The sequence below is a fragment of the Mycobacterium sp. E1214 genome, from assembly GCF_001666755.1.
In the GTDB taxonomy this organism is placed as follows: Bacteria; Actinomycetota; Actinomycetes; order Mycobacteriales; family Mycobacteriaceae; genus Mycobacterium.
Map to the genome: position 1 here is coordinate 96673 of NZ_LZJC01000162.1, position 20242 is coordinate 116914.

At 70.2% G+C, this 20242-nt stretch carries 19 protein-coding genes; 11 read left to right on the forward strand and 8 right to left on the reverse strand.

Going from position 1 to position 20242, the window contains the following annotated elements; translation table 11 throughout:
• Positions 1–29: 29 nt before the first annotated feature.
• The 5 genes from A5700_RS22865 to A5700_RS22885 all read right to left on the reverse strand — a co-directional run bounded on the left by A5700_RS22865 (position 30) and on the right by A5700_RS22885 (position 4963).
• A complete protein-coding gene (locus tag A5700_RS22865) occupies positions 30–947 on the reverse strand; it encodes an HAD family phosphatase (RefSeq protein WP_068073630.1) in 918 nt (305 codons plus the stop codon).
• A gap of 159 nt (positions 948–1106) precedes the next feature.
• Positions 1107–1787, reverse strand: coding sequence for a hypothetical protein (locus A5700_RS27120; RefSeq protein ID WP_231973893.1), 681 nt, complete (start codon positions 1785–1787; stop codon positions 1107–1109).
• 90 nt (positions 1788–1877) lie between these two features.
• Positions 1878–4364 carry a glycohydrolase toxin TNT-related protein gene (locus tag A5700_RS25670; protein ID WP_231991446.1) on the reverse strand — a complete coding sequence of 829 codons (2487 nt, stop codon included), beginning with the start codon at positions 4362–4364 and terminating at the stop codon, positions 1878–1880.
• 4 nt (positions 4365–4368) lie between these two features.
• A complete protein-coding gene (locus tag A5700_RS22880; RefSeq protein ID WP_068073634.1) occupies positions 4369–4659 on the reverse strand; it encodes a WXG100 family type VII secretion target in 291 nt (96 codons plus the stop codon).
• On the reverse strand, positions 4652–4963 hold the full coding sequence (locus tag A5700_RS22885; RefSeq protein WP_068073635.1) for a WXG100 family type VII secretion target: 312 nt from the start codon (positions 4961–4963) through the stop codon (positions 4652–4654). The genes A5700_RS22880 and A5700_RS22885 overlap by 8 nt, the downstream gene beginning before the upstream one ends.
• A gap of 94 nt (positions 4964–5057) precedes the next feature.
• Here A5700_RS22885 and A5700_RS22890 point away from each other — a divergent pair, with 94 nt between their 5' ends.
• From A5700_RS22890 to A5700_RS22920, 7 genes are all read left to right on the forward strand, one after another.
• Positions 5058–5327 carry a glutaredoxin family protein gene (locus tag A5700_RS22890; RefSeq protein ID WP_068073637.1) on the forward strand — a complete coding sequence of 90 codons (270 nt, stop codon included), beginning with the start codon at positions 5058–5060 and terminating at the stop codon, positions 5325–5327.
• A gap of 124 nt (positions 5328–5451) precedes the next feature.
• Positions 5452–6828, forward strand: a complete 1377-nt coding sequence (locus A5700_RS22895) for a glutamyl-tRNA reductase (RefSeq protein ID WP_068073639.1) — start codon at positions 5452–5454, stop codon at positions 6826–6828.
• Between the two features lie 13 nt (positions 6829–6841).
• The gene (hemC, locus tag A5700_RS22900) at positions 6842–7789 is read left to right on the forward strand and encodes a hydroxymethylbilane synthase (protein ID WP_068073702.1); all 948 of its coding nucleotides are present in this window, start codon (positions 6842–6844) and stop codon (positions 7787–7789) included.
• Between the two features lie 23 nt (positions 7790–7812).
• Positions 7813–9471, forward strand: a complete 1659-nt coding sequence (locus A5700_RS22905; protein ID WP_068073641.1) for a uroporphyrinogen-III synthase — start codon at positions 7813–7815, stop codon at positions 9469–9471.
• Positions 9472–9478: 7 nt separating this feature from the next.
• Entirely contained in the window at positions 9479–10468 is a 990-nt protein-coding gene (gene hemB, locus A5700_RS22910) for a porphobilinogen synthase (protein WP_082960631.1), read from the forward strand.
• A 40-nt stretch (positions 10469–10508) separates the two neighbouring features.
• The gene (locus A5700_RS22915) at positions 10509–11060 is read left to right on the forward strand and encodes a DUF3093 family protein (RefSeq protein ID WP_068073642.1); all 552 of its coding nucleotides are present in this window, start codon (positions 10509–10511) and stop codon (positions 11058–11060) included.
• Complete coding sequence (locus A5700_RS22920; RefSeq protein WP_068073643.1) at positions 11057–11320, forward strand: hypothetical protein; 264 nt, start codon at positions 11057–11059, stop codon at positions 11318–11320. Before A5700_RS22915 ends, A5700_RS22920 begins: the two co-directional genes overlap by 4 nt.
• On the opposite strand, the gene A5700_RS22925 is transcribed toward A5700_RS22920, so the two are convergent.
• Positions 11304–11741 (reverse strand): STAS domain-containing protein, encoded by a 438-nt coding sequence (locus A5700_RS22925; RefSeq protein WP_068073644.1) that lies wholly within the window; start codon positions 11739–11741, stop codon positions 11304–11306. The genes A5700_RS22920 and A5700_RS22925 overlap by 17 nt on opposite strands.
• Positions 11742–12089: 348 nt before the next feature.
• Here A5700_RS22925 and A5700_RS22930 point away from each other — a divergent pair, with 348 nt between their 5' ends.
• Together A5700_RS22930 and A5700_RS22935 are read left to right on the forward strand one after the other, a co-directional pair.
• Positions 12090–13322, forward strand: a complete 1233-nt coding sequence (locus tag A5700_RS22930; RefSeq protein ID WP_068073646.1) for an acyltransferase — start codon at positions 12090–12092, stop codon at positions 13320–13322.
• 85 nt (positions 13323–13407) lie between these two features.
• Positions 13408–14094, forward strand: coding sequence for a GDSL lipase (locus A5700_RS22935; protein ID WP_068073705.1), 687 nt, complete (start codon positions 13408–13410; stop codon positions 14092–14094).
• Positions 14095–14280: 186 nt separating this feature from the next.
• On the opposite strand, the gene A5700_RS22940 is transcribed toward A5700_RS22935, so the two are convergent.
• A complete protein-coding gene (locus A5700_RS22940) occupies positions 14281–16431 on the reverse strand; it encodes an acyltransferase family protein (protein WP_068205042.1) in 2151 nt (716 codons plus the stop codon).
• 8 nt (positions 16432–16439) lie between these two features.
• Complete coding sequence (locus A5700_RS22945; RefSeq protein WP_197502923.1) at positions 16440–17312, reverse strand: esterase family protein; 873 nt, start codon at positions 17310–17312, stop codon at positions 16440–16442.
• Positions 17313–17714: 402 nt separating this feature from the next.
• Between A5700_RS22945 and A5700_RS22950 the strand changes: the two genes are divergently transcribed.
• Together A5700_RS22950 and A5700_RS22955 are read left to right on the forward strand one after the other, a co-directional pair.
• Entirely contained in the window at positions 17715–18860 is a 1146-nt protein-coding gene (locus A5700_RS22950) for an LLM class flavin-dependent oxidoreductase (protein WP_068073649.1), read from the forward strand.
• 5 nt (positions 18861–18865) lie between these two features.
• Positions 18866–20206 carry an MFS transporter gene (locus tag A5700_RS22955; RefSeq protein ID WP_068073651.1) on the forward strand — a complete coding sequence of 447 codons (1341 nt, stop codon included), beginning with the start codon at positions 18866–18868 and terminating at the stop codon, positions 20204–20206.
• The last annotated feature ends 36 nt before the right edge of the window (positions 20207–20242 follow it).

The window sequence follows — 20242 nt, forward strand, 5'->3', positions numbered from 1 at the left end:
CTCGAATAGTCGCTCAGCGGCGCAGCCTATCAGCGCGATTGGCGCCGGGACGCCACAGCGGCCAACGCGCCGCCGGCCGCTCCCAGCGCCAGAGCCGAGGGCACGCCGATGCGCGCGGCCTTGCGCGCGGTGCGGAAGTCGCGAATCTCCCAGCCGCGCTCCCGGGCCAGCGTACGCAGCCGCGCGTCGGGGTTGATCGCGACCGCGGTGCCCACCAGCGACAGCATCGGGACGTCGTTGAAGCTGTCGGAGTAGGCGGTGCAGCGTTTGAGGTTCAGCCCCTCGCGGATGGCCAGCGAGCGCACGGCGTGCGCCTTGCCGGCGCCGTGCAGGATGTCGCCGACGAGCCGGCCGGTGAACACGCCGTCGACCGACTCGGCCACCGTGCCCAGCGCCCCCGTCAGGCCGAGCCGACGGGCGATGGTGGCGGCGAGCTCGTACGGGGTGGCGGTGATCAGCCACACCTGCTGGCCGGCGTCGAGGTGCATCTGGGTGAGCTCGCGGGTGCCGGGCCAGATCTTGTCGGCGATGATTTCTTCGTAGATCTCCTCGCCGAGGGCCACCAGCTCGTCGACCGACCGGCCCTCGATGAAGGTGAGGGCCTTGCGTCGGCCGGCCGCGACGTCGTTGCTGTTCTCCTTGCCGAGCACCTGAAACTTGGCCTGCGCGTAGATGAAGCCGAGCACGTCGCGGTAGGTGAAGTAATTACGCGCGGCGAGCCCGCGGCCGAAGTGCACAGCCGAGGAGCCCTGCACCAGGGTGTTGTCGACGTCGAAGAACGCGGCGGCAGTCAGGTCGATCGGGGGCTGCGGGCGGTCCGGGTCGGCCGCCGTCTCGCGCATGCCCTCGATGGCGCGGGCCGCGCTGGCGTCGGCGGCCAGCGATTCGGGGTCGACGCGACCGGCGGTACCGGTGTTCACCGGGTCATCCGCTTCAGAGGAAGTCATCGCCACACCTCCCAAATCGCTGTCCTCCCCGGTGACCAGTGAGCGGCCGGGATCAACACTATCGGGCGGCGCCGTCGCCGCCGAGTGTGACGCTGGCGTCAGGGGTGGAGGCGGTGATTGCGCTGAGGCGACGCTTCGGCGCGGGGTTAAGTGGTGGTCCTACTCCCGCCAAAGCTTGACCTGCGAGGTGATGCTCTCAGGCATGCCCTCCAGCAGGGCCTCGGTCAGCTCTTTAAGAGATAGCAGGAGTAGTTCCATCCTTGGTTGATCGGAGGGTAGCGCATATCCGTAAGAAGTGGCCGCGTTTATTGCCGTATAGCGCTTCAGGTATTTCTCGGCCGAACTTGCTGGCAGCTCAGGAAAAGCTTCTTGTAAGGCGGCTACCGCTTCTTGGGGGGCCGGTTCGACAAATATACGTGAATCCAGACCCTTTTCATCCCACTTAACAAAAAGCGTCTCTAAACCAACTTGATACCTCACGCTATCCCCGACTTGGAGAATGATGTACTTGCCCGCGTCGACTAAAGTAGAGAAAAAGGCGCCTACTGTTTCGGATCGTTGCGACTCGCGTTCGTGAAGTAGTGAGCGAGTGACGAAATAATAGTTATCGTGAGATGGATCGATAATCCAAGCGCCCCAGAAACCCTGTTCGGGCCAGCTCGGCCACTTCCGTGCTTTCTCGGAGTAGTCAGACCTGAAGTACAGTCGACCGTTGTCCCAATCTGGTGGGTCGTAGGGTCCGACTCCAACGAAGTTCGCAATTTTCCGCCAGACGTTATATTCGCGAACTATTTCGACGTATTTGTTGCCGTAGTACTGCCTGTCAACATGAGCGTTCACTGTTTGAGCTATCCCCTCGGTTCAGTCACGCGCCGCAGGTATCCCTCTTTCAGTAGGGTGTCAATAAGTACTATCTTCTGCTTAATCGTGTCATATACTACCCACTGCGTCCCCCCGGCCTGGCCAGCCGAACGCTTCTGCGATTTCGCCATACCTTAGTTCCCAGCCAGTCGGCAATGGTTTTCCTGTTCCGGCAAGAACGTTGTAGTCTCCCGACGATCCTGGGGCAAGTCCCCGTTGGGGGTAACTATCTCCTGCGCTCCCCAGGAAGTCCCCTCGTTGGCTGCTTATCTCTCCGATACGGTCCACCAATAGTCCTGGTGGGAACCGATCAGCGGTTTGCCAATGGCCGTCGGCGAATCCGTCGCTTTTAGGCCAGTCCCACGTGTTATGAACGGGATCCCAGAACTTTTCGAGAATTTCTCGTGTGGTCATCGCTGCATACGGGCTGTTAAGGGCGGACTCGGCAATCGCTGGCGGGCAGCCATGCTCGATCAGGTCTTTCATCAACTGCTGAGGGGATTCCGCGAGTGCCAACTGTGCGAGGTGCCACGGCCGCATATCCGACAAGTAGGGGTGATCCGCATTGTCCCCATCGGCGGGATGCTCTGAAGGCGTTCCGTCGTGAGGGTCTTTGCCGTCGCCGTGGTGTGGGGCATTGTGTTCACCCGGCTCGTGTGGCGGCCCGCCATCGCCGGGCGTGGGCGGGTCGCCGACGTGTGGTTTGGACGGTTGCGGCTGGTGGTCCTGCGGTTCACCCCCGTGGGGCGCCGGTGCCGTTTCAGGTGGCGGTCCGTTGCTCGGAACGGAAGCTGGGGTGTGCGGTCCATTCGGCCGGGTCGGCTCAGCGGAGTGCGCACCAGGCGCCGCGGGCGAGTGGGTGGGCGGCGGTTCTGCTCGATGCGAGTGCGGTGGCGGTGTGGGATCACCGGGTGTTGGTGACGTTGGTGGGGTGGTGGAGGACTTGGGCGGTTCACCGGTGGCCGGCTTTTCGACAGCCGGTGGCTTGGACTCGGTGGGGCTGGGCGGAAGGGGCCCATCGGCAGACCCAGGGGCGGGCTTCCCTCCGGTCGGGGGAGTCTCCGACCCGGGTGGCTTCTGACCGGCCGGGCCTTGAGCTCCCGGCGCCTTCGGATCGGAGGGCGTACCGTCGCCCGGAGACTTCGGGTGTTCGCTCGGGTTCGGTTCTCCCGGCTTCCCTTGCGTGGGAGTCGGTTGGCCCGGACGTTCGCCTAACGGCGATTTCGGCCCGCCCGACTTCTTGACCACTTTCTTCATTGCATCGGCGGCCCCGCGACCGAACTTTCCCAGCTTGGAAAGCGGGCCGCCGGGGATAGGCAACGTCAAGATGTCGAATGCGGATTCCCCGAGGGCCTTTGCTGGGTCTTTACTCCACTCGTCCCAGTGGGTGACTTCCTTGCCGAGCTCAAGCCACGATTCTCCCCAGCCGGGTCCGCCGTCCGGGCCTAAGCCGACGAGCGCGGCCGCCCCAACAACTTGGCCGCCGACTTCTTTGCCGTAACCGATCGGGTCGAGTATTGCGCGGATTTGGCTGACGTCATACAAACCATGGATCACCTGCTGGCCATGCTCATTGAACCCCCCTAGTGCTCTACCGAGCGGGGCCATTGCCACTTTGACGTGCTGTAGGAAGTGGTCCCACTCCTTGTCCGCCCAGTGGGCCATGTCCTTTGCCGCTGCGGCCGCCGCGGCCATGGCGTTGCGGATCTCACCGGCCAACGCCTCGGCCTCGTGCGCGAAGTTGTCGACCACCGTTTTGATGTCGTCGGCAATGCGCTTGATTTCGTCTTCGTCTTCGTCGGTCAGCAGATCCCAGACCTCTTTGATGCCGGTCATCGGGTCGCAGATGCGCGATAGCAGATCCACAATCGCGGTGTGCACCTGGTCGACGTGGTCGGCGTAGCTATTCAGCTGGGTTGCGATGGTCTGACATTGCCGCCCGACGTTGGTGGTGGCCTTGGTGGCTTCCGTCAGCGCTGTGACGATGGCGTCGCCCTCGGGTATCTGCTGGCCCGCGATGACGGCCATCGCGGGGCCACCCGACGTCACCTCGGTGGCCACGAAGCTGACCCACGCCTTCGTCCAAGCGCCCGCCGCCGTCCGCAATTTCGCCGAATCGCCGGTCGGCCAGATCATGCCGATATAGGGCTCCACCCATCCCCAACCGGCCGGCGCGCCCGTACCGGCACCGACCGCCGACGGCACCGCCCCGGCAATCAGCGGGCCCGTCACCTCCGGCTGCGGCAACCCGGCCGCGCGGCCCGTCACATCCGACGATGCGTTGGCCACGGCGTAGTTGTGCGCCGAGACACGCACGCCATCGCCGATGCTGCACAGCCCATTGCGGGCGTCGGCCATCGCCTGGATGACCTTGCCGGCCGCGCCGTCATAGGCCCGGCCCACCGACGCGCCCACGGGGTCGTCACCGGCCATGCCCTTGCTTCCCGACAGCGCGGCGACCAGGTCGGTGATCGCCGAACCCATCGTGACCCCGGCGGCCACCACCGTGGCACCCGTGCGGTCTAGGGCTGCGGGATCACACGCCAGCGGCGCCATCGCATCACGACCACATGCGCAGGTTCGTCGACATCGCCCCGGTGTAGTTGTCGTGCGCTGTCGTCGCCACCTTCTGCAGCTGCGTCAGCGCCTCGCGCATCATGGCCTCGCCGCGCGCCCAGTGCTGGTGCGCCTCGGCGTGCGCGGCCGCCGCCTCACCCGTCCAAGTCTCGTGCAAGCGTGTTACGCGCGAATCGATTTCGGCGATCGCCTCCTCGGCGTAGCGCTGAAACGCCGCCATCCGTCGCACGGCGTCGGCCAATGCCTGCGGATCCACTCGGAACGGCTCAGCCACCGCGCACCGCCCGCTCCGCCTGCGCCGACCGGGCCTCGTTGTTCTCGTACGCCTCACTGGCTTGCCCGACCAGGTGCGCCAGCAATGTCAGGCCGGCCTGCACTTCGCGCGCTCCCTGGTGCCACTGTCGCCACGCCGACGCGTAGGCCGACCCGGCCGTGCCCTGCCACCCGCCCAGAACCTGCCCCACTTGGTCGTCGAGCTGGGCCAGCTGCTGCATCAACTGCTCGGCCGCGCCGCCGACGGAGACTGCGTGCCCCTGCAACACGGTCGGATCGACGCGCACCGTCCCATCAGCGCTCATAGCGGGAAGCTAATCAATTTCGCGCGGTCCCACAATCCACCCTGGCGCCGCCGGGAAACGCCATCCGCGCCCGGCCGATGCCACACTGGTCCCCATGACCCAACCCGGCGGGCGGCCGCAGGTGCAGTTGCTCACCCGCGACGGCTGCACGTTGTGCGAGCGGGTGCACGCCAGGCTCCTCGCACTGGCGGGTGAGCTGGGCTTCGAGCTGTCGACGACGGATGTCGACGCCGCGGCCGCGGCGGGCGATGCGGGGCTGCGCGCCGAGTTCGGGGACCGGCTGCCGGTGGTCTTGCTCGACGGCCGCGAGCACAGCTATTGGGACATCGACGAGCCGCGATTGCGCGCCGACCTGGCCCGCTGACCGGGCGGCCCCGAGCGGGGCAGTGACGTCGGTCAATTATTTGGTAGCCCAGCTGATAAACGTTTACCGTGGACAGCAGTTCAGTTACTGGAGGAAGCAAGGGAGCTGGCCAGGTGATGCTGCCGTGAGCGTCTTGCTCTTCGGGGTTTCGCACCGCAGTGCGCCGGTATCCGTTCTGGAACAACTCAGCATCGACGAGTCCGATCAGGGCAAAATCGTCGACCGGGTGTTGCAGTCGCCGCTGGTGACCGAGGCGATGGTGCTGTCGACTTGCAACCGCGTCGAGGTCTATGCCGTGGTGGACGCGTTCCACGGCGGGTTGGCGGCCATCGGGCAGGTGCTGTCGGAACACTCCGGGTTGTCCATGGCCGACCTGACGAAACACGCCTACGTCCGCTACAGCGAGGCCGCCGTCGAGCACCTGTTCGCGGTGGCCAGCGGCCTGGACTCGGCGGTGATCGGTGAGCAGCAGGTGCTGGGCCAGGTGCGCCGCGCCTACGCCACCGCCGAGACCAACCGGACCGTCGGCCGGGTCCTGCACGAGCTGGCGCAGCGGGCGCTCTCGGTGGGCAAGCGGGTCCACTCGGAGACCGCCATCGACGCCGCGGGCGCCTCGGTGGTATCCGTCGCCTTGGACCTGGCCGAACGCCGGCTGGGCGGGCTGTCCGGCAAGACCGCCGTCGTGGTGGGGGCCGGCTCGATGGGCGCCCTGTCGGCCGCGCACCTGACCCGGGCGGGCATCCGGCGCGTCCACGTCCTGAATCGGTCGCTGTCCCGTGGGCAGCGGCTGGTGCACAAGATCCGCGAGAACGGCGTGCAGGCCGAGGCGTGGCCCTTGGACCACCTCGCGGACGCCCTGGCCGACGCCGACGTCGTGGTCAGCTGCACCGGCGCGGTGAGCCCGGTGGTGTCGCTGGCCGACGTGCACAACGCGTTGGCCGCGGCCCGCCGCGACGACGCGACGCCCCTGGTGATCTGCGACCTGGGCATGCCCCGCGACGTCGACCCAGCGGTGGCCGGCCTGCCCGGCGTCTGGGTCGTCGACGTCGACCGCGTCCAGCACGAGCCGTCCGCGCATGCCACCGCCGCCGACGTGGACGCCGCCCGCCACATCGTTGCCGCCGAGGTCGCCGCCTACCTCGCCGGGCAGCGGATGGCCGAGGTGACCCCGACCGTCACCGCGCTGCGCCAGCGCGCCGCCGACGTGGTCGAGGCGGAGCTGCTGCGGCTCGACAACCGGCTGCCCGGCCTGGAAACCGCGCAGCGCGAAGAGGTGGCCCGCACCGTGCGCCGCGTCGTGGACAAGCTGCTGCACGCCCCGACCGTCCGCATCAAGCAACTCGCCAGCGCACCCGGCGGTGACAGCTACGCCGAGGCGCTGCGTGAACTGTTCGAACTCGACCAAACTGCCATCGATTCCGTGGCCGCCGTCGCCGCAGCCGAATTACCGTTGCTCACAACGGAATTCGACGCGGGCCGCCCGCAGCAACCGGCCGAGTAGCCGATTGCGGAACGTGATCCGGATAGGCACGCGGGGCAGCCTGTTGGCCACCACCCAGGCCGGCACCGTGCGGGACGCCTTGATCGACCTCGGGCACCCGGCCGAGCTTGTCACCATCACCACCGCCGGCGACCGCTCGTCGGCGCCCATCGACACCCTCGGCGTGGGGGTCTTCACCACCGCGCTGCGTGAGGCCATGGTGGCGGGCCGGGTGGACGCCGCGGTGCACTCCCACAAGGACCTGCCGACCGCCGACGACCCGCGGTTTGCGATAGCGGCCATTCCCGCGCGCAACGACCCCCGGGACGCGGTGGTGGCCCGCGACGGCTTGGTGCTGGGAGAGTTGCCGCCCGGTTCGCTGGTGGGCACCTCGTCGCCGCGGCGGGCTGCGCAGCTTAGGGCATTGGGTCTCGGTTTGGAAATCCGCCCCCTACGAGGCAACCTAGATACCAGGTTGAACAGGGTAAGCAGTGGTGATCTTGACGCGATCGTGGTGGCCAGGGCCGGATTGGCCCGGCTGGGCCGCCTCGACGATGTCACCGAGACGCTAGAGCCGGTGCAGATGTTGCCCGCACCGGCCCAGGGCGCTCTCGCCGTCGAATGCCGCGCCGAAGACAGCGGGTTGGCGGCAGTGCTGGCGGAGTTGGACGACGCCGACACGCGTGCGGCGGTCACCGCGGAGCGAACCCTGCTGGCCGAACTGGAGGCCGGTTGCTCCGCACCGGTGGGCGCGATCGCCGAAGTGGTCGAGTCCATCGATGAGGACGGCCGGATCTTCGAAGAGCTGTCGCTGCGCGGTTGCGTGGCGGCGCTGGACGGGTCCGACGTGATCCGCGCGTCCGGCATCGGCTCTCCCGGAGGGGCACGGGAGCTTGGGCTTTCGGTCGCCGCGGAGTTGTTCGAGCTCGGGGCGCGGGAGCTGATGCGCGGAGCGCGGCAGGACCAGACGCGAGGGAATTAAGTGCGAGTTACGTGGGAGCGACAATGACGACGCGAGGGCGTAAGCCGACACCCGGCCGCATCACGTACGTGGGCTCCGGTCCGGGTGATCCGGGATTGCTGACGACGCGGGCCGCCGCGGTGCTGGCGAACGCCGCCTTGGTGTTCACCGACCCTGATGTGCCCGACGCGGTGCTGGCGTTGATCGGCAAGGACTTGCCGCCGGTCTCCGGCCCCGCCCCGGCCGCACCGGACACCGGTGACCAGCCCGGCGCCGAGCACGGCCCGACGCCGCCCGCGGTGATCTCCGCCGGCCCGGACGTTCGGCCCGCGCTGGGCGACCCCGCCGAGGTGGCCAAGACGCTGACGGCGGAGGCGCGTTCGGGCTGCGACGTGGTGCGGCTGGTCGCCGGTGACCCGCTGACGGTCGACGCCGTCATCACCGAGGTCAACGCGGTCGCGCGAAGTCACCTGCACATCGAGGTGGTGCCCGGCCTGGCCCCCACCAACGCCGTGCCCACCTACGCGGGCCTGCCGCTCGGCTCGTCGCACACCGTGGCCGACGTCCGCGACCCGCAGGTGGACTGGGACGCGCTGGCCGCCGCCCCCGGCCCGCTGATCCTGCAGGCCACCGCGTCGCATCTGGCCGACTCGGCGCGCACGCTGATCGAGCACGAACTGGCCGAGACGACCCCGTGCGTGGTGACCGCCCACGGCACCACCTGCCAGCAGCGTTCCATCGAGACGACGCTGCAGGGCCTGACCGACTCCGCCGTCCTGGGCGGCACCGACCCGGCCGGCCCGTTGACCGGGCCGCTCGTGGTGACCATCGGCAAGACGGTGGCCAGCCGCGCCAAGCTGAACTGGTGGGAGAGCCGCGCGCTGTACGGCTGGACCGTGCTGGTGCCCCGCACCAAGGACCAGGCCGGCGAGATGAGCGAGCGCCTCACCTCTTACGGCGCCCTGCCGATCGAGGTGCCGACCATCGCCGTCGAGCCGCCGCGCAGCCCCGCCCAGATGGAGCGGGCCGTCAAGGGCCTGGTCGACGGCCGCTTCCAGTGGGTCGTGTTCACCTCCACCAACGCGGTGCGCGCGGTGTGGGAGAAGTTCGGCGAGTTCGGGTTGGATGCGCGGGCGTTCTCGGGGGTGAAGATCGCCTGCGTGGGCGAGTCGACCGCGGACCGGGTTCGTGCCTTCGGGATCAGCCCCGAGCTGGTGCCCGCGGGCGAGCAGTCCTCGCTGGGCCTGCTCGACGACTTCCCGGACTACGACAGCATTTTCGACCCGGTCAACCGGGTATTGCTGCCGCGGGCCGACATCGCCACCGAGACGCTGGCCGAGGGGCTGCGCGAACGCGGCTGGGAGATCGAGGACGTCACCGCCTACCGGACGGTGCGGGCCGCCCCGCCGCCGGCCGAGACGCGCGAGATGATCAAGACCGGCGGGTTCGACGCCGTCTGCTTCACCTCCAGCTCGACCGTGCGCAATCTCGTCGGCATCGCCGGCAAGCCGCACGCGCGGACGATCATCGCCTGCATCGGCCCGAAAACCGCCGAGACGGCCGCCGAATTCGGTCTGCGGGTCGACGTTCAGCCCGAGACCGCCGCGGTCGGACCGTTGGTCGACGCCCTGGCCGAACACGCGGCGCGGTTGCGCGCCGAGGGTGCGCTGCCGCCGCCGCGCAAGAAGAGCCGCAGGCGTTAGCGAGACGATGAGCGTCGGCGGCTACCCGCGGCAGCGTCCGCGCCGGCTCCGCTCCGCGCCGGCGCTGCGTCGCCTGGTTGCCCAAACATCCTTGGAGCCAAGGCATTTGGTGCTCCCGATGTTCGTCGCCGACGGCATCGAGGAGCCGCGGCCGATCGCGTCGATGCCCGGGGTGGTGCAGCACACCCGTGACTCGCTGCGCCGCGCCGCGGCGGACGCCGTTGCGGCCGGGGTGGGCGGGCTGATGCTGTTCGGGGTGCCGCGCGACGAGGACAAGGACGCCACCGGTTCGGTGGGAACCGACCCCGACGGCATCCTCAACGTCGCCCTGCGCGACTTGGCCAAGGACCTCGGCGACGCGACGGTGCTGATGGCCGACACCTGCCTGGACGAGTTCACCGACCACGGGCACTGCGGCGTGCTGGACGACCGGGGCCGCGTCGACAACGACGCCACGCTGGTGCGCTACGTGAAACTCGCTGTGGCGCAAGCCGAATCGGGCGCCCACGTGGTGGGGCCGAGCGGCATGATGGACGGCCAGGTGGGGGCGATCCGCGACGGGTTGGACGCCGCCGGCTACACCGACGTCGCGATCCTGGCCTACGCCGCGAAATTCGCCTCGGTGTTCTACGGCCCCTTCCGCGAGGCGGTCAGCTCCAGCCTGTCCGGCGACCGGCGCACCTACCAGCAGGAGGCCGGCAACGCCCGGGAAGCGCTGCGGGAGGTCCGGCTCGACCTCGACGAGGGCGCCGACATCATCATGATCAAGCCGGCCCTGAGTTATCTGGACGTGGTGGCCGCCGCGGCGGAGATCTCGCCGGTGCCGGTGGCCGCCTACCAGGTGTCGGGGGAGTACGCGATGATCTGCGCCGCCGCCGCGCAGGACTGGATCGACGAACGCGCCGCCGCGCTGGAGTCGTTGACCAGTATTCGGCGCGCCGGGGCCGATATGGTGCTCACCTATTGGGCCGCGCGGGCGGCGAGGTGGTTAACGTAGCGGCCCGGCGGCGGCGACGATCGGCAGGTGAGGCGGACAGATGACATCAGCAGCGGAGGGCAGCGACCCCAGGCCGTTGTTCCGCGAACCCGGAGCCAGCTGGTGGTGGGTCCTGGCGGGACCGCTGGCCGCGGTGTCGATGATCCTGATCGAGGTGTGGAGCGGCGCCGGTGTCGGGCTGGTGGTGCCGGCGATCTTCTTGGTGATGGTGTCGGCATTCCTGGCGCTGCAGGTCAAGGCGGCGCGCATCCACGTCTCCGTCGAGCTCACCGAGGACGCGCTGCGCGAGGGCACCGAGACCATCCTTCTCCGCGAGATCGTCAAGGTGTACCCGGAGCCCGAGCACCACGAGGCCTCCGGCAAGGAGCTGGAGCGCTGGCAATCCGCCCGGGCGCTCGGTGAGCTGGTCGGCGTGCCGCGCGGCCGGATCGGCATCGGCCTCAAGCTCACCGGCGGCCGCACCGTGCAGGCCTGGGCGCGGCGCCACCGGCAGCTGCGGGCCGCGCTGACCCCACTGGTCCAGGAGCGGGTCGAGCCGGCCCGCTCCGAGCCCGACGACGGCGACGGCTTCGGCGACGGGCCGGCGCTGTGATCGGCCGCTCGCGGGCGCTGGTCGAGCTGCTCTTGGCGTGCGCGGCCCTCGCGGGCGCGGGCCTGAGCTGGACGCGCGCCCAGCACACCGTCGCCGTCGCGCCCATCGCCGACGGGCAGCCCGCCACGCAATCGCTGGTGTACGACCCTCAGCTGCTGTTGCTGAGCCTGCTGCTGCTGACGGGTGCGGGCATCGCGGCCGTCGTCGGGATCACCCGGCTGCCGGCCGCGCGGCGCCGCGCTGTTACGCGGGCCTTCTGACCAGCGGCGTCACCAGCCGACGCAGCCGGGCGACGGCGTCGGCCCGGGCGCGTAGCGCGTCGGGCACCGAGGCCGCCTGCGCGGCACCGGCCACCGCGCTCCCGCGGACCGCCTCGGCGACCGCGGGCGTGGCCACCAGCGTCCACTCGACGCCGGCGCCGCGACAATCGCCGTCGAACGCCGACAACAGCGAAACACCGACCGCAGCAAACACGTCGACGCCCGTGAGGTCCAGGATCACCGGGCTCTCGTCCCGGGTGAACCGCTGCAGGTGGGCCCGGAGCCGGTGGACGTTCGCGGCGCCGATCTCGCCCCGCAGGCGCACCACCGTGGCCAGGTGCCGGTGCTGCGCCCGCACCTGCGCGCCGTCGCAGTCGAAGAGGCCGTTGTCCTGCTGCTGCACCACACCCGCGACCGTCATGAGGACCCCTCGTTCTTCGTGGCGCTCGCCGCGCTGTCGCGACGTCGTGGACTCAACGTAACGCTCGTGCATAAGGGGACGCGGAGCCGCGTTTAACACTTTGGTGAGAAGCGCGCGGGTGGGGCGGACCGGCCGCTGTCGGCAAATCCGGCCGCCCAACGGCCGCGCCGCGGGCGGGACGGGCGACCCGGCGTGCCACGCCTCGGCCATCCAGCCATGCGGGCGGCCGCGCTGTTAGGCTGCCAAAGCTGTCGGTTGGGCGGTCGGGGGCAGGGGCACCGCGCGAGATCGCGATCCGCCGAACGAGTGAAGGCGAACGAACAGCAGCGTCAGACGGGAAGAAAGCTCGTGTGTACCGGAGAGATCAAGGGAGAGATCAAATCCCTGACGGGGCTCCGCATCATCGCCGCGCTGTGGGTCGTGCTCTTCCACTTCCGCCCGATGCTGGGGGACGTGTCGCCGGACTTCCGGGATGCGCTGGCGCCCGTCCTCAACTGCGGCGCCCAGGGCGTCGACCTGTTCTTCATCCTCAGCGGGTTCGTGCTGACCTGGAACTACCTCGACCGCATGGGCAAGTCCTGGTCGACGCGCGCCACCTTGCACTTTTTGTGGCTGCGGTTGGCCCGGGTGTGGCCGGTGTACCTGGTCACCCTGCACCTGGCGGCACTGTGGGTCCTGTTCACCCTGCACGTCGGCCACGTGCCCTCGCCCGACGCGAGCCAGCTCACCGCGATGAGCTACGTCCGCCAGATCGTGCTGGTCCAGCTGTGGTTCGAACCGTTCTTCGACGGGACCAGCTGGGACGGGCCGGCCTGGTCGATCAGCGCGGAATGGCTGGCCTACCTGCTGTTCGGGCTGATCGTGCTGATCGTGTTCCGGATGCGGCTGGCCACCCGGGCGCGCACGCTGATGTGGTTGGCCTTCGCGGCGTCGCTGCCGCCCGTGCTGCTGCTGCTGACCAGCGGGGTGTTCTACACCCCGTGGAGCTGGCTGCCGCGCATCGTCACCCAGTTCGTCGCCGGCGCGCTGGCCTGCGCCGCGGTGCGCCGGCTGCGGCTGAGCGACCGCGCCCGCCTGGCCGCCGGCTTCGCGTCGGTGCTGCTGGTCGCCGCCATGGTCAGCGTCCTCTACTTCTTCGACGCCCACCCGATCTCGGGCGTCATCGACAGCGGCGGCGTGGTCGACGTGCTGTTCGTCCCGCTGGTGCTGACGCTGGCGATCGGCACCGGCAGCCTGCCCCGGCTGCTGTCCACGCGCGTCATGGTCTACGGCGGCCAGATCTCATTCTGCCTCTACATGGTCCACGAGCTGGTGCACACCGCGTGGGGCTGGGCCGTCGAGCAGTTCGAGATCGACCCGCAGAGCAGCCCGTGGAAGTGGAACGTGCTGGGCCTGCTGGCGATCTCGGTGCTGGCCTCGGTTTTGCTGTATCACCTCGTCGAGGAGCCCGCCCGCCGCTGGATGCGCCGGATGGTCGACGTGCGGGCGGTGCACGACAGGACCGAGCCCGGCGGCCCGGCGAACAATAAACTGCATTCCGTCGACCGCCCGCTGGAAGCGGTTTCGGTCCGCGCGGTGTAACGGCCGCCGTCGTAGTCGGCCGGGGGGAAAGGTTTTTTCGACGACGCGGCGGCGTCCCACGACGTCGCCGACAGTGGAGGTGATGGTGAGTCGGCTGGCGACGTTCGTCATTGGTCTGACTCTTCTGGTCGGCGTGGGTGGCGCCTACCAGCCGCAGGTCCGGAACTACGAGACGCTCACCCTGGATTTTCGAATGAATCACCTTGCGGTGGTTGGGGATTCGTACACGACCGGCACAAACGAGGGTGGCCTGGGGCCGCGGTCGTGGACGTCGCGCGCCTGGCAGTTGCTGGCGACACGCGGAACGCGGGTCACCGCCGACGTGGCGGCCGAGGGCAGGGCCGGCTACGGCACCCCCGGCGACCACGGCAGCATCTTCGAGGACTTGACGGCCCGCGTGGTGCAACCCGACGACGCGCTGGTGGTGTTCTTCGGCTCCCGCAACGACCAGCCCGTCGACCCCGGGCTGATGGCGCTCAAGGCCGGCGAGACGCTGGATCTGGCCCGCCGCCTGGCCCCGGCGGCGCGGTTGCTGGTCATCGGGCCGCCGTGGCCGACCGCCGACGTGCCCGGGCCGATGCTGCAGATCCGCGACATCCTGGGCGGCGCGGCCGCGGCCGCGGGGGCGACGTTCATCGACCCGATCGCCGAACGCTGGTTCGTCGACCGGCCGGACCTGATCGGCGGCGACGGCGTGCACCCCAACGACGCGGGCCACCAGTACATGGCTACCAAGATCGCGCCGCTGATCCGCTCGCAGCTGTCGACCTGAGCGGCTCAGTCCTCGGCGTGCCGCTCGTAGTCCCACCGCTCCAGGCGGTCTTGCAGGCTGAGAAGCCCGAACCCCGCGACCGGGGTGGCGACCACGACGCAGGCCAGCAACAGCGGAGTCATGTCCGAGAACCTCCCAAACCCTTCACTGATCTGACGTTGGTGTTCCAGCGCAAGTTCATCGCCGTCAGCCGTCCGCGACCGCGCGGTCGACCAGCGCGCCCAGCACCGGGGTGAGCAGCTGCGCGTACTCGGTCGTGACGTGGTTGTCGTCCCGGAACACCAGGGTGTTGCCGACGATGGCGGGGCAGCGCTCGGGGCCGCAGAACAGGTCGGTGAGCTCGGCGTAGTGGCCGCCGTTGCCGCTGGTGGCCGCGAGCTCGGCGGTGACCCCGTCGCCGTTGACGGTGGCGCCGCGCGCCGGCGCGCAGGCCTCGGCGTCGTCGAGGTGCGCGGACAGGCAGGCGGGCGCGGACGCCTGCGGGTCGGCGGCGGGCCCCAGCACCAGCACGGTGGCGCCGGTGCGGCGCAACCGCGCGACGCTGCGGCCCAGGGTGTCGATCCAGGCGGGGTCGTACGAGGTGAACCCGAAGTCGGCGCCGTAGCGGCGGCTCATGTCCAGCACGACGAGGCGCGGGTGCTCGGCGTCGATGCGCGCCATGATCTGGCCTCGCCACTGTTCGCACTCGGTGTACTCGCGCCCCAGGTACGGGCTGCGGATGCGTAGGTCCTGCAACGGGCAGGTCACCTTGGCCAGGGTCTCCAGCCGCCAGTGCCGTTGCTCGGCGAGTTGTTGGAAGGCGGGGCTCCACATGGCGGCGTGCGAGTCGCCGACCAGAGCCACCGTGACCGGGGAGGCGAGGTCGCCGGTGGCGCAATCGCCCTGCCCCACCTCGCGCCACGACCGCACGCAACCGTTGACGAAGACGGCGGCCTTGTCGGCGGGCGCCGCGGCGAGCGGCGGATCGAGGTTGGACGGCACCTGGCGCAGGCCGGCGGCCGTCGCGAGCGCCGCGCGCACCTGTGCGAAGGCCTGCTGCACCGCGGCCTCCTGCGGGCTGACGGCGGCCGCGGGCGGCGGGAGCGCCACGATGTTGGCGCGCGAGGCGGCCACGCCGTGACCCACCGGGACGGGGAGCACGTTCAGCAGCACCAGGCAGGCGCCGGCGGTCGCCGCGCTGGCGACGCCGGCCACCGCCAGGCTGGCCCTGGCGGAGCGGCGCAGCGCGGCGGCGAAGCGGCCCGGATTTTCCACCAGGTGCAGCGTGATCACGGCGAGGCCGGCCGAGACCACCGTCGCGGCCAGCCGGGCGGGCAGCCCGGCGGGTTCGCCGAGCAGGGCGGGCAGCAGCAACAGCACCGGCCAGTGCCACAGGTACCACGAGTAGGACACCCGGCCGACGGCCCGCATCGACGGTCGGCACAGCAGTCGCCCGGCCCCCAGCCCGCCGGTGGCCGTGCCGCCCACGATGACCAGCGCGGTGCCCAGCACCGGCAGCAGCGCGGCGGTGCCGGGGTAGGGGGTGTAGGCGTTGAGCTGGGTGCAGGTCACCAGCAGCAACGCCAAGCCGCCCCACCCGACGATCGTCGCCGGCAGCAGGGACAGCTTGCGCCACTGGCTGGCCGACAGGGCGACCAGGCCGCCGGCGGCCAGCTCCCACGCCCGGGTGGGCAGCGAGAAGAACGCCCACGACGGCGACGTGTGCGTCCACCACAGCGCCGCCCCCAGCGACGCCGCCCCGAGCAGCCCCAGCAGCGCCGCGTACGGCCAGGTCCGCGACGGGTCACCGCCGCGCAGGCGCCGGACGAGCCACGCGACGCCGATGATCAACACCGGCCACAGCAGATAGAACTGCTCCTCGACGCCCAGCGACCAATAGTGCTGAAACGGCGACGGGGTATCCGAGGCCAGGTAGTCGGTGCCGCGCTGCGCGAACCGGTAGTTGCCGACGTACAAGGCGCTGGCGAGGCCGTCGAGCAGCACGCCGCGCGCCTGCAGCGGCGGCAGCGCGACGGCGGCGCCGATCGCGGTGACGACGCCGACGGTGGCCGCGGCCGGCAATAACCGGCGCGCCCGCGCGCCGTAAAAGCGGCCCAGCGCAACGGTTCCCGACGCACCCACCTCGCGGACCAGCAGCCCGGTGATGAGAAAGCCGGAGATGACGAAGAAGACGTCCACGCCGATGTAGCCGCCGGTGAGCCCCGGGATCCCGGCGTGGTAGAGCACCACCGCGAGCACCGCGACGGCCCGCAGCCCCTCGATGTCGGGCCGAAATCCGGTCCGCCGCGCCACCCGCTCCGCCGGGCGGGTCGAGGTGTGCTGCGGTGCGGTGGTCATGGGCGTCGCTAGGAGGACATCCAGGCCAGCTCGCCGGGCAGTTGCGCCCGCCAATACGCCATGTCGTGCCCGCCGATCGAGAAGCTGCCCGCGGGCGGGGTCTTCAGTTGGTTCACGAATTGCCTTGTGGCGAAATAGAATCGGTCGAAGGTGCCGCAGTCCACGCGCAGCGGGATCTGCGACAGCGCCGGCACGCCCGTGACGGTGTTCTGCACCCAGTCGTCGTAGCTGTCGAACGCCTTGGGGGCGCTTTCGGTGAAGGTGTTGTACAGCGCCGGGCTGATCGCGCAGATCCCCGCGGTGCGCGCCGGGCCGAGCTTGGCGCCCAGGTGCAGCGCGCCGTAACCGCCCATCGACCAGCCCAGGAAACCGACCCGGGACGTGTCGAAGCCCATGGTCGTCAGCATCGGCAGCAGCTCCTCGAGCACCATCGCGCCGGAATCGGTGCCGTCGGCCCGCTTGTGCCAGTACGAATCGCTGCCGCCGTCGACGCCCACGACCGCGAACGGCGGCCTGCCCTGCTTGACCAGCTGGGCCAACCCCTGTTCGACCCCGCAGTCGAGCATCATGCTGGCGTCACCGTCCTTGCCGTGCAGCGCGATCACCGGCCGCAGCATCCCGGTCTGCCCCGGCGGCATGGCGATGATCCAGTTGGTCTTGACCCCGCCGCGGGCGGCGGAGACGAACGACCCGGTCAGCTTGGTCGGCAGGCTGGCGCTGCTCGCCGCCGACGGCTCGAACGGCGCGGGGGACAGCGGCGCGGCGAGCGGTCGCGGCGGATCGATCACCCCGCCCAACGCCCACATGCCGGCGGCCCCCACGCCCGCACCGGCGCCCATCCGCAGCAGGGCGCGACGGGTCAGGTTAGGCATGATCGCCATGATGCCGTCCGAACCGCGCATCGCCGCCCGAGCCACGCCGAATTGGAAGCATCGCGTGATCTGGCGTGATCTGCCGGTCACGGGGAGGTGATCTGCCGCCACCGCGCCGCCGCTCACCCGGCGCGCCGCGGCGTCGCGTGCTAGCGCCTCCGCCACGCTCGGCGCGGGCCGTCGGCCCGGCGCGACGCCTGCGATATCCCCTGCTGAGGCGGCGGAAGGCGGGAACGGGCGGCGCCGGCGCCGGATGGCCATCCGCGGTTGTGAGGGCCGCCTCCCGCCGGGCTGCCCGGCTGCCGGCGGGATGCAATCTGGGCGGTTTCAACCCTCGCGGCCGAGCGCCGAAGCCACAAGGATGGAGGCTTCTTGTGCATAGTGTCGGCCGCGGATCGAAAGAGGGCGTGGATGAGTCTGGCTTTCCATTGGTTTCTGCCCACCTACGGGGACTCGCGGAATCTCGTCGCGGGCGGGCACGGGACGCCAATGTCGGGCAACCGTCCGGCCACCCTGCGCTACCTGCGGCAGATCTGCGCGGCCGCCGAGGACAACGGTTTCGAGGCGGTGCTGACGCCGACGGGCCTGTGGTGTGAGGACGCCTGGCTGACGACGGCGATGCTGGTCGAGGCCACCGAGACCCTGAAGTTCCTGGTCGCGTTCCGCCCGGGGCTGCTCAGCCCGACGCTGGCCGCGCAGATGGCGGGCACCTTCCAGCGGCACTCGCAGGGCCGGCTGCTGCTCAACGTGGTCACCGGCGGTGAACCGCACGAGCAACGCGCCTACGGCGACCGCCTGGACAAGGAGGCCCGCTACGCCCGCACCGCGGAGTTCCTGGACGTGGTGCGGCAGCTGTGGACCTCGCCCAGGCCGGTGACCTTCACCGGGGAGCACATCCAGATCGAGGGCGCTCAACTGAACAACCCGCCGGACCCGACGCCGGACATCTTCTTCGGCGGGTCTTCCGCGGCCGCCGGACCGGTCGCCGCGAAGTACTCCGACGTCTACCTGACCTGGGGCGAGCCGCTGCAGGCGGTGGCGCAGAAGCTCGACTGGATCCGCGGGCTGGCGGTGGACGCCGGGCGGATCGTCAAGTTCGGGTTGCGGATCCATGTGATCAGCCGCGACACGTCCGCCGAGGCGTGGGCCGAGGCCGACCGGTTGTTGGCCGCGATCGACCCCGCGGACATCGAGCGGGTGCAGAGCAGCCTGGCGCGCAGCGAGTCCGAGGGGCAGCGCCGCATGCTCGAGCTGCACGGCGGCAGCAGCAACAAGCTGTTGGTCGCCCCCAACCTGTGGGCCGGTGTCGGCCTGGTGCGCGGGGGAGCCGGCACCGCGCTGGTCGGCTCCCACGACGAGGTGGCCGAGCGGCTGGCCGAATACGCCCAGCTGGGCATCAGCCACTTCATCCTGTCGGGCTACCCGCACCTGGAAGAGGCCTACTGGTTCGGCGAGGGCGTGCTGCCGCTGCTCGAGCGGCGGGGCCTGTGGAAGCACCCGAACCGCCAGACCCACCCCGCCGCCGCGACGCCGTTCGCGGTCGCCTCGGCGCACTGACCGCCGTGGCCACCACCGTGCCCGCCGCCGCGTCCGGCGCCGCAGTCGCCGCCGACGAGTCCGAGGTGCAGCGCCGGCAGCGGCTGCGCATCGTGGTCGCCGCCAGCCTGCTCGGCACGACCGTGGAGTGGTACGACTTCTTCCTCTACGCCACGGCCGCCGGGCTGGTCTTCAACAAGGTGTTCTTTCCCGACGCCAGCTCGCTGGTCGGCACCATGCTGGCGTTCGCGACCTTCGCCGTCGGGTTCGTCATGCGGCCCATCGGCGGCCTGGTGTTCGGCCACATCGGCGACCGCATCGGCCGCAAGCGCAGCCTTGCGCTGACGATGCTGATCATGGGCCTGGCCACCGCGCTGATCGGGGTGCTACCGACCGCCGCGCAGATCGGCGCGTGGGCGCCGGTGCTGCTGTTGGCGCTGCGCATCCTGCAGGGCTTTGCCCTGGGCGGCGAGTGGGCCGGCGCGGTGCTGCTCGCGGTCGAGCACAGCCCCGCCGACCGGCGCGGCCGGTTCGGCGCCATCCCGCAGATCGGGTTGGCGCTCGGATTGGCGTTGGGCACCGGCATTTTCGCGCTGCTGCAGCTGTGGTTGGGCCCCGCCCAGTTCCTGGCCTACGGCTGGCGCATCGGATTTTTGGTCAGCCTGGTGTTGGTCGCGATCGGCATCGTGGTGCGGCTGCGGGTCGAGGAGACGCCCGCGTTCGCCGAACTGGCCAAGCTGGAGGCCGAGTCGAAGGTGCCGATCCGCGACATCGTCCGGGAACCGCGGTCGCGGCGCAACACCATCCTGGGGCTGCTGTCGCGGTGGGGTGAGGGCTCGGCGTTCAACACCTGGGGCGTCTTCGCGATCAGCTACGCCACCGGGGCGCTGGGCCTGCACCGGGTGTCGGTGTTGTTGGTGGTGACCGTCGCCGCGCTGGTGATGGCGGCGCTGCTTCCGCTGTCGGGTGCGCTGACCGACCGGTTCGGCGCCCGGCGGGTGTACCTGGCCGGCATCGCCTGCTACGGCCTGACGGCGTTTCCCGCGTTCGCCCTGTTCGGCACCAAGAACCTGCTCTGGTTCGGGCTGGCGCTGGTCATCGTGTTCGGCGTCGTGCACGCGCTGTTCTACGGCGCGCAGGGCACGCTGTATTCGGCGCTGTACCCCACGGGCACCCGCTACACCGGGCTGTCGTTCGTTTACCAGTTCTCGGGCATCTACGCCTCCGGGGTCACGCCGATGATCCTGACGGCGCTGATCGCCGCCGTCGGCGGGGCCCCGTGGCTGGCGTGCGCGTATCTGGTCGCCACGGCGGTCATCAGCGTGCTGGCGACCGCGCTGATCCGCGACCAGGACCTGCACCTGTAGCTGGTGCGCCGCACGCCGATGTGCTGTGGTTGAGCG